This window comes from Mesorhizobium sp. WSM4849 (assembly GCF_055811385.1).
In genome coordinates, this window is record NZ_JBVVPW010000130.1 from 1 (window position 1) to 290 (window position 290).

Genomic DNA, 290 nt, shown 5'->3' on the forward strand with positions numbered 1-290 from the left:
CACGCCGGGTGGCAAGCCAGGTTCCAAGCCCAGAATTCCAAGGCAGCTTCCGGTTTGCGACGTCATTCCGGCCTCCATGAGGTGTTAGTCCGCTATCATCGTTCGTTGCATGGGATACGCGAGCGCGGTCATCCGCGCTTTCTTACCCCGAGGATTGCCCGTGCCTCGGCAGGTGTGGCGATGCTGGCGCCCATGCGCTCGATGATCCCAACCGCATTGTCAACGAGCTCGGCATTGGATGCCAGCACCCCACGTCGGAGATAAATGTTATCTTCCAAACCTACCCGGAC

Annotated in this window: 1 protein-coding gene; it reads right to left on the reverse strand. The window is 59.7% G+C overall.

Features of this window, described 5'->3' with window-relative positions:
* Nucleotides 1-128: 128 nt before the first annotated feature.
* Nucleotides 129-278 (reverse strand): 3-keto-5-aminohexanoate cleavage protein, encoded by a 150-nt coding sequence (locus tag AC0L3L_RS36525; protein WP_473642230.1) that lies wholly within the window; start codon nucleotides 276-278, stop codon nucleotides 129-131.
* Nucleotides 279-290: the final 12 nt, after the last annotated feature.